The 6,165-nt window shown below is 68.1% G+C and carries 7 protein-coding genes; 4 read left to right on the forward strand and 3 right to left on the reverse strand.

What is annotated here, in order from left to right; genetic code table 11:
- Nucleotides 1-313: 313 nt before the first annotated feature.
- On the forward strand, nt 314-1,027 hold the full coding sequence (locus J0I79_RS02605) for a GcrA cell cycle regulator (protein WP_292855169.1): 714 nt from the start codon (nt 314-316) through the stop codon (nt 1,025-1,027).
- A gap of 483 nt (nt 1,028-1,510) precedes the next feature.
- On the opposite strand, the gene J0I79_RS02610 is transcribed toward J0I79_RS02605, so the two are convergent.
- Together J0I79_RS02610 and J0I79_RS02615 are read right to left on the reverse strand one after the other, a co-directional pair.
- Nucleotides 1,511-1,813, reverse strand: coding sequence for a DUF982 domain-containing protein (locus J0I79_RS02610; protein WP_292855175.1), 303 nt, complete (start codon nt 1,811-1,813; stop codon nt 1,511-1,513).
- A gap of 216 nt (nt 1,814-2,029) precedes the next feature.
- Nucleotides 2,030-2,311, reverse strand: coding sequence for a DUF982 domain-containing protein (locus J0I79_RS02615; protein ID WP_292855170.1), 282 nt, complete (start codon nt 2,309-2,311; stop codon nt 2,030-2,032).
- Nucleotides 2,312-2,400: 89 nt separating this feature from the next.
- On the opposite strand from J0I79_RS02615, the gene J0I79_RS02620 reads away from it, so the two are divergent.
- From J0I79_RS02620 to J0I79_RS02630, 3 genes are all read left to right on the forward strand, one after another.
- Nucleotides 2,401-3,063, forward strand: a complete 663-nt coding sequence (locus tag J0I79_RS02620; protein ID WP_292855171.1) for a DUF1376 domain-containing protein — start codon at nt 2,401-2,403, stop codon at nt 3,061-3,063.
- Nucleotides 2,984-3,289 carry a hypothetical protein gene (locus J0I79_RS02625; protein ID WP_292855172.1) on the forward strand — a complete coding sequence of 102 codons (306 nt, stop codon included), beginning with the start codon at nt 2,984-2,986 and terminating at the stop codon, nt 3,287-3,289. The genes J0I79_RS02620 and J0I79_RS02625 overlap by 80 nt, the downstream gene beginning before the upstream one ends.
- A gap of 235 nt (nt 3,290-3,524) precedes the next feature.
- Nucleotides 3,525-4,115, forward strand: a complete 591-nt coding sequence (locus J0I79_RS02630; protein WP_292855173.1) for a DUF6456 domain-containing protein — start codon at nt 3,525-3,527, stop codon at nt 4,113-4,115.
- A gap of 177 nt (nt 4,116-4,292) precedes the next feature.
- Here J0I79_RS02630 and J0I79_RS02635 read toward each other — a convergent pair.
- On the reverse strand, nt 4,293-6,165 hold a 1,873-nt coding region (locus J0I79_RS02635; RefSeq protein ID WP_292855174.1), incomplete at its 5' end, for an acyltransferase family protein.

The raw sequence follows: 6,165 nt of genomic DNA on the forward strand, positions 1-6,165 counted from the left end.
GCCCGCGCGGCGCCAGTGCCATCGGTCCGTTCGCTCGCACCTGCATCCGCACCCAGGACGGCACCGTCATCCTGTTCGAGCCGATGACGGGCAGGGCGGTTTCGGCTCCCGACCGGCAGACAGCCGAGGCGCGGCTTGCGCGCCTCGCCGCCGGACAGGCGCCGCCACCCGGCTGAGCCCGGACACCGACCGCCAAACACCCAACCACGGCTCCGCTGACCCGGAGGCCGGGCCCTGATGCCCAAACCCTGACGCTTGCCCGACGGCGCGCTGCCCGCGCGGCCGAAGGCTGAACCCTGGACGGAGGCCGACAATGCCAAGCTACAGCGACGCCGAATTGCAGGAGATCGCCCGCTGGCTGGGCGAAGGACTTTCGGCCTCCGGGATCGCGACGGCGTTCAGCGCGCTGCGCGGCGGCCCGGTCTCGCGCAACGCCATTATCGGCATCGTCCACCGCAACCCCATGCTGGGCGCCATCGGCTTTGCCAACGGCAAGGGGAGGCTGCCGATCGCGAGGCAGGCCGCCAGCGGGCGGGATAAGGACGGGCGATCCACGGGCAAGCGGGCGGCCGGAGCATCGGCAAAGATCAAGGCTGGTGACAAGGCGGCTGACTGCCCAAAGGCCAAAGAGTTGCATGGAGCCGGGCGCAACGCCATCGCCGCTCGCAAACCCAAGGCCCGGTCAAGGCGTGACGCTTCGCCGGCCTGGCTGCCGCCGCGCCTGTTCGTGCGCGAGGTGGGCGTGCTGATCGCCGACGGCGAGGCCTATCGCTTCAAGGTGCCCGCCCCGCAGCGCGGTCCGATCGGCCGCCAGCCGCATGGCGTCGCCATGCGCTTCATCGACTGCCTGCCCGGCCGCTGCCGCGCGCCGCTCGACCTGACGCTGGAAGAGAACCCGCAAGACGATGCGCCGGGCGGCCGCCCGGGCGCCGACATGCTGTGCTGCGGCATGCGCGTCAGGGCGCTGAAAAGCTACTGCGCCTATCACGAGGCCCGCTTTCGCCGCCGTGTCTGCGAGCCGGTTTGAAGCATGCTCCCTTCTCCCCCGTTCACGGCAGGGCAATCGCATATGGTTTTTTTACGAAGATTGACCCCCACCCTTAATCCCTCCCCACAAGGGGGAGGGAGACTTGGCCGGCGCTGATTGTGGCCGAGAGTGAGGTTTCGATCCTCAACATGAAGATGGATAGGGCGCGCGGCAGCGTTCCCTCCCCTTGTGGGGAGGGTTAGGGTGGGGGTCCCCTTCGCAAGAATCCATCGCAAGAATCCATATGCGATTGCCCTGCCGTTCACAGGGAGAAGGTGCCGGCAGGCGGATGAGGGGCGGCGCCGACGCATCGGATTCAGAGGGTGGCAGTCTGACAGCGTAAGTCGCCCAAGGGCAGCGCCGCCCCTCATTGCCCTGCCGGGCATTTCTCCCCGTAAACGGGGAGAAAGAAGCCTGCGCCAACGCCGTCGCCACTGTCCGGCGTCGCAATAATATCGGGAGTAGCCGTCCTTGAAACCTTGCTTACTTCGGCATCTGCCGGCCCTGTTTGGGCATGCGGCTCTGCACGCTCCTGGCCTCCAGCCGCATGGCCGGGCCGCCGGCGTCGACCAGGATATTGGCAACGCGGGCAAAGCCGGTGAAGGCCTTGAGGGCGTCGGCTTCCGATATCTGCGCGGCGATCGCGGCGCTGCAGGCGTTGAGCGCGCTGCGATAGACATGGCCGCGCCGCTCGATCGGCCAGCGCTGCAGGAAATCGGCGGCGTCGCTGACGCTGTCGATCTCCTCGACATGTCCGTCCAGGCTCACTTTCAGCGGTGTTCTCATCGTACCCACGGCGCTCACCCTTGGTCTGGCGGCAGGGCGATTTCTCGTTCGGCGCGAACGCGCCCCGTCGCTTTGTTCTCACGCAGTCCCTGTGGGAAAGCCAGTCTACACCTTTCCCGGAACCGCGTCATGCGCGGCTTTCAAGCCTACCCTTATAAACGCACTTGCCCGGCTGGCGGTTGCATCCGTTTCACGTCGGTCTCATGGGCTGGGGTTTCACGGGCTGGCGGCGGCGTCGAGCCAGTCATGCGCGCGGCTTCTCGGCTTGATGACCATTATGCCCTGGCGCCGGGCGGTTTTGCAGAAGGCCTCGAAGGCGGTGCGCGGGCAGCATGTGCCTTCGACGGCAAGCTTGACCAGCCTTGCGGCGCCCAGATAATCCGGCGCGGTCTTGTCGGGCCACTGGCGCGCAAGCGCAGTCTCGGCGTCCGCCACCGAGCCGACCAGCATGGTCTTGTTGTCGCAAAAGCGCAGCGTAACCGGCATGAACGCCGTCATCGGCAAACCTCCCTTTGGAATGGACGCGGGACAACGTGCGGGCCGGCCGGTTGTTCCATCTGTCAGGACATGCCGGCGCGGAGGCCAGCATGAGCGAGCGGCCCTTCATGCAACTTTACGTCTCCGATTTCGTCGGCGACACGCTGCCGCTCTCCACCGAACAGATCGGCGCCTACATGCTCATCCTGATGGCGATGTGGAATGCCGGCGGCCGGCTGCCCGACGATGACGCCAAGCTCGCGCGGGTGGCGCGGCTTTCGCTGAAGCGCTGGCGCGCCATCAGCGCCGATCTCCTGGGCTTCTTCGAGCGCGAGGCGGGCGAGATCGGCCACAAGCGATTGACCAGGGAGTTGCTCAAGGCGCAGGCCAAGAGCAAGGCGAGAGCCTCCGCCGGCGCGCGCGGCGGGGCCGCCACCGCGTTGAAAATAAAGGCGCATGCGCCGGCAAATGCCGGTGCTTTGGCGCGGCATTCTCCAGAGTCCAGAAACCAGAATGAAAAAGCTCCCGCTTTTTCAGCGCGCGGGGCGCGCGTAAGCGGCCCGGTTTCGATCGGGGGTGATGAAAGGCGCGATCTGGCTTCAGGGCCGGCCCGACCGAAGAAACCGCCCGGCTGGGTGCGGCCGAAAACCCATGCCGACGCCGCCAACGCCATCATCGAGGAGATCAGGATCCATGACCGCGGCCGAACTGCAGCAAGCGACGAAGGCGCTGGCGGCGATGTTCGCCTGCTTCCCGCAATCCGCCCTGACTGACGTCGACGCGCAACTGCGCGGCTATCTCGGCGCGGTGCGCGAGGCCGAGCTCGCCGATCTCACCGCCGCCATCCAGCGCTTCGTGCGCGGCGAGGTGAAAGGCGGCAACGCCCAGTTCTGCCCCTCAAGCGCGCAGCTCTGCATCGAGGTGCGCGAACGGCGGCTGATGCGCGAGCTGATGGAGAGACGGGCGGGGCAAGTAACCGCGACGAGGGTCGCGGGATGATCATCCGACAGGTCGGCGGGACAGCGCCCCCCTCTGGCCTGCCGGCCATCTCCCCCACTTGGGGGGAGATTGGCAGCGTCATGGCCTTCGCCAATCGCCGAAATTGCCGGAGAGGGCGCGGCGACCAAAACCGCCAATCTCCCCCCTCGTGGGGGAGATGCCCGGCAGGGCAGAGGGGGGCGCGAAGGATCGCCAGCCTCACAGTCCGAAACACCCACCCAACAGGAGCCATCCCATGCCCAGGAAAACCAGAGCCGCCAAGCCTCAGGCGCCGAAACTGCCGAAAGGCGAGGCCGAGCAGGTGCGCATCCGCCGCGAAGTCGGCCATGATTTCGCGCTGCGCGACGACGCTTTCGGACGCCAGCGGCTGGCGACCGGCACGGCGGAGGCGCGGCGCGTCTACGAGGTGTCGAATGACGGCTACACCTCCACCGGCGGCATCGTGCGGGTGCGCAGCGTCGATCCGCTGGTCGGCATCACCTCGCTGTCGCGCCAGCAGCGCGAGGCCGGCCTGCGCTACCGCGAGCATTTCCAGTCCAGCCAGCAGGCCACGATCAAGCCGATGCGCTGGAGTGAACGCGTCGACGGCGGCCGCGCCGGCGGCATCGCCGACAGCGTGCTCGACGCCGGCCGCAAACACGCCGCCGCGACCAGGGCGCTGGGCCACTGGGATGTGGCCGATGTGGTCAGGAAAGTGGCGTGCCTGGAACAGTCGGTGAAGAGCGTGGCCGAACAGACCGGCGAGGGCAGGGATGTGGTGGCGAAGCTGTTGAAGGTGGGGCTGGATCTGCTGGCGGTGCACTATGGGATGATGATGGGGCGGTGAGGTGCAGGGTGGCCGAGCGCGATCTTCCCTTCTCCCCTTGTGGGAGAAGGTGGCCTCGCGAAGCGAGGTCGGATGAGGGGTGTTCCGGCGGAGTGAGACGCTGGTGTTTCCTGGAACACCCCTCATCCGCCCTTCGGGCACCTTCTCCCACAGGGGGAGAAGGGAGAGCCACGCCCCCTAAAACAGCGCCTTCTCCAGCGGCGCTTCCAGCGTTTCGGCGAAGGCGGTCGCCAGATGGTGCCTGTCACGGAACGCCAGCCTGCCGTCGATGAACACGTGGCACATGGCATTGTTGCAGAAGCGGTCGGTGAGGTCGACATAGCGCGTGTCGGGCACGCTTTCGACCACGGCGCGCTCCTGCGCGGCGGCGTTGTCGTTGGCGGCCTGCGCTCTTGGCGTGTCGCAGCGCGAGGGCGGTTCGCGCCACCAGAGCGCGCGGGCAACGCAGGAATCGGCGAAGCTGTCGCTGATCGGTGTGTCGCGGATGACGGCCGTCTCGACGCCGGCCTGGCTGAAGGCCTGCAAGGTGGAGCGCAGGCCCGCCTGCCAGCGCGCTGTCTCGGCGGCGCGGCTGGCGGCGGGCATGTCGCGGGTGAGATTGCCGATCGAGAATTCCGAGATCACCACCAGGCGCGGCCTGGCGCGGATGATGTCCGCGATCGCCTGCTCGCGCCAGGCGTCGCATTCGGTGTAGTCGCGTTTCAGCACCGCGCTGAAGGTCGGCAGCCGCGAGGCGCGGCAGGAGGATTTGAGGTAGGTGACCACCTTGGTGTCGTTGCGGCGCGCCGCCTCGACCAGCGGCGTCGACCAGTGGTCGGCATGCGAATCGCCGAACAGCACGATGGTGTGGGCGGCATCCGCCGGGCCGAAGCTGCAGGGTTTGGGCTTCACGGCGCGGAAGTCGAGCAGGCAGTTGCCGTCCACGGCGCGCGCGGCGGAGGGCTGCTCGGCCGCCAGCTCGATGCCGCGCTGGGCAGGGTCGATATTGCGCGCGGCCAGATGGGCGCTGGCATAGGCCGCGGCCGCGCCGGCGGCGGTCAGTGCAAGGGCAGGCGCGAGGGCGAGGGCGGGATGGAGTCGGCGCGGTTTCGCGGCCGCGCTTGCGTCGCGTTGTCCAGTGCCGGGCCGTCCTGTGCTGAACCGCAAGATGCGCGCGGCCGCCTCCAGCCAGTCGACGTGCCGCGCGGGGTTTTCGATCAGGCGATAGGTCAGCACCGACAGCACAAACGCCAGCGCGGCGCAGCCGAGGCGTTGCCAGACGCCGAGATCCGGCGCCAGCATGCCGGCGTAGACGATGACCGGCCAGTGCCAGAGATAAAGCGAGTAGGAGAGGGTGCCGATCCATTGCAAGGGCGCCAGCGAAAGCCAGGCGGCGGGCGAGGGAATCCGCCAGCCGCTGGAGCCGGCTTGTTCCACACCGGCGCCGCTCAGCAGCACAAGCACCGTGCCGGCGACCGGCAGGAGAGCGTACCAGCCGGGGAAGGGCAGGTCTTCGCTCAGCCAGAGATAGGCTGTCGCGATCAGCGCCAGGCCGAGCCAGCCCTGCATGGCGCGCAGCCGGTGCTGGAGATAGGCAGGCGGCACCAGGGTCGCCAGGCCGCCGGCGGCGAACTCCCAGGCGCGCAGTGGCGAGAAGTAGAAGGCCCAGGCCGGCGAGAAGCTGGTGAGCCACAGGCAGGCGACAAAGGAGGCGAGGCCGGCAACGGCGATCACCGCCACGGCCATGCGCCGGCCCGGGCGCAGCCAGGCGGCGAGCACGAGCAGGGCCGGCCAGACGAGATAGAACTGCTCCTCCACCGACAGCGACCAGAAATGGATGAAGGGATTGGAGGCGGCGTCGCTGGCGAAATAGTCGAACGACCAGCGCAGCAGCCACAGATTGATCGTGTAGGCGCTGGCATAGATGGCGCCGCGCGAATAGAGCGCCTGTTCCTGCGGCGACAGGATGAAATAGCCCACGGCGAGCGTGGCGATGATGACTGATATGGCGGCCGGCAGCAGGCGCCGCGCGCGCCTGGCATAGAAGCGCCAGAGATCGAGCCGGCCGGTC

Origin of the sequence: Mesorhizobium sp., assembly GCF_017306585.1 — a bacterium.
Lineage (GTDB): Bacteria > Pseudomonadota > Alphaproteobacteria > Rhizobiales > Rhizobiaceae > Mesorhizobium.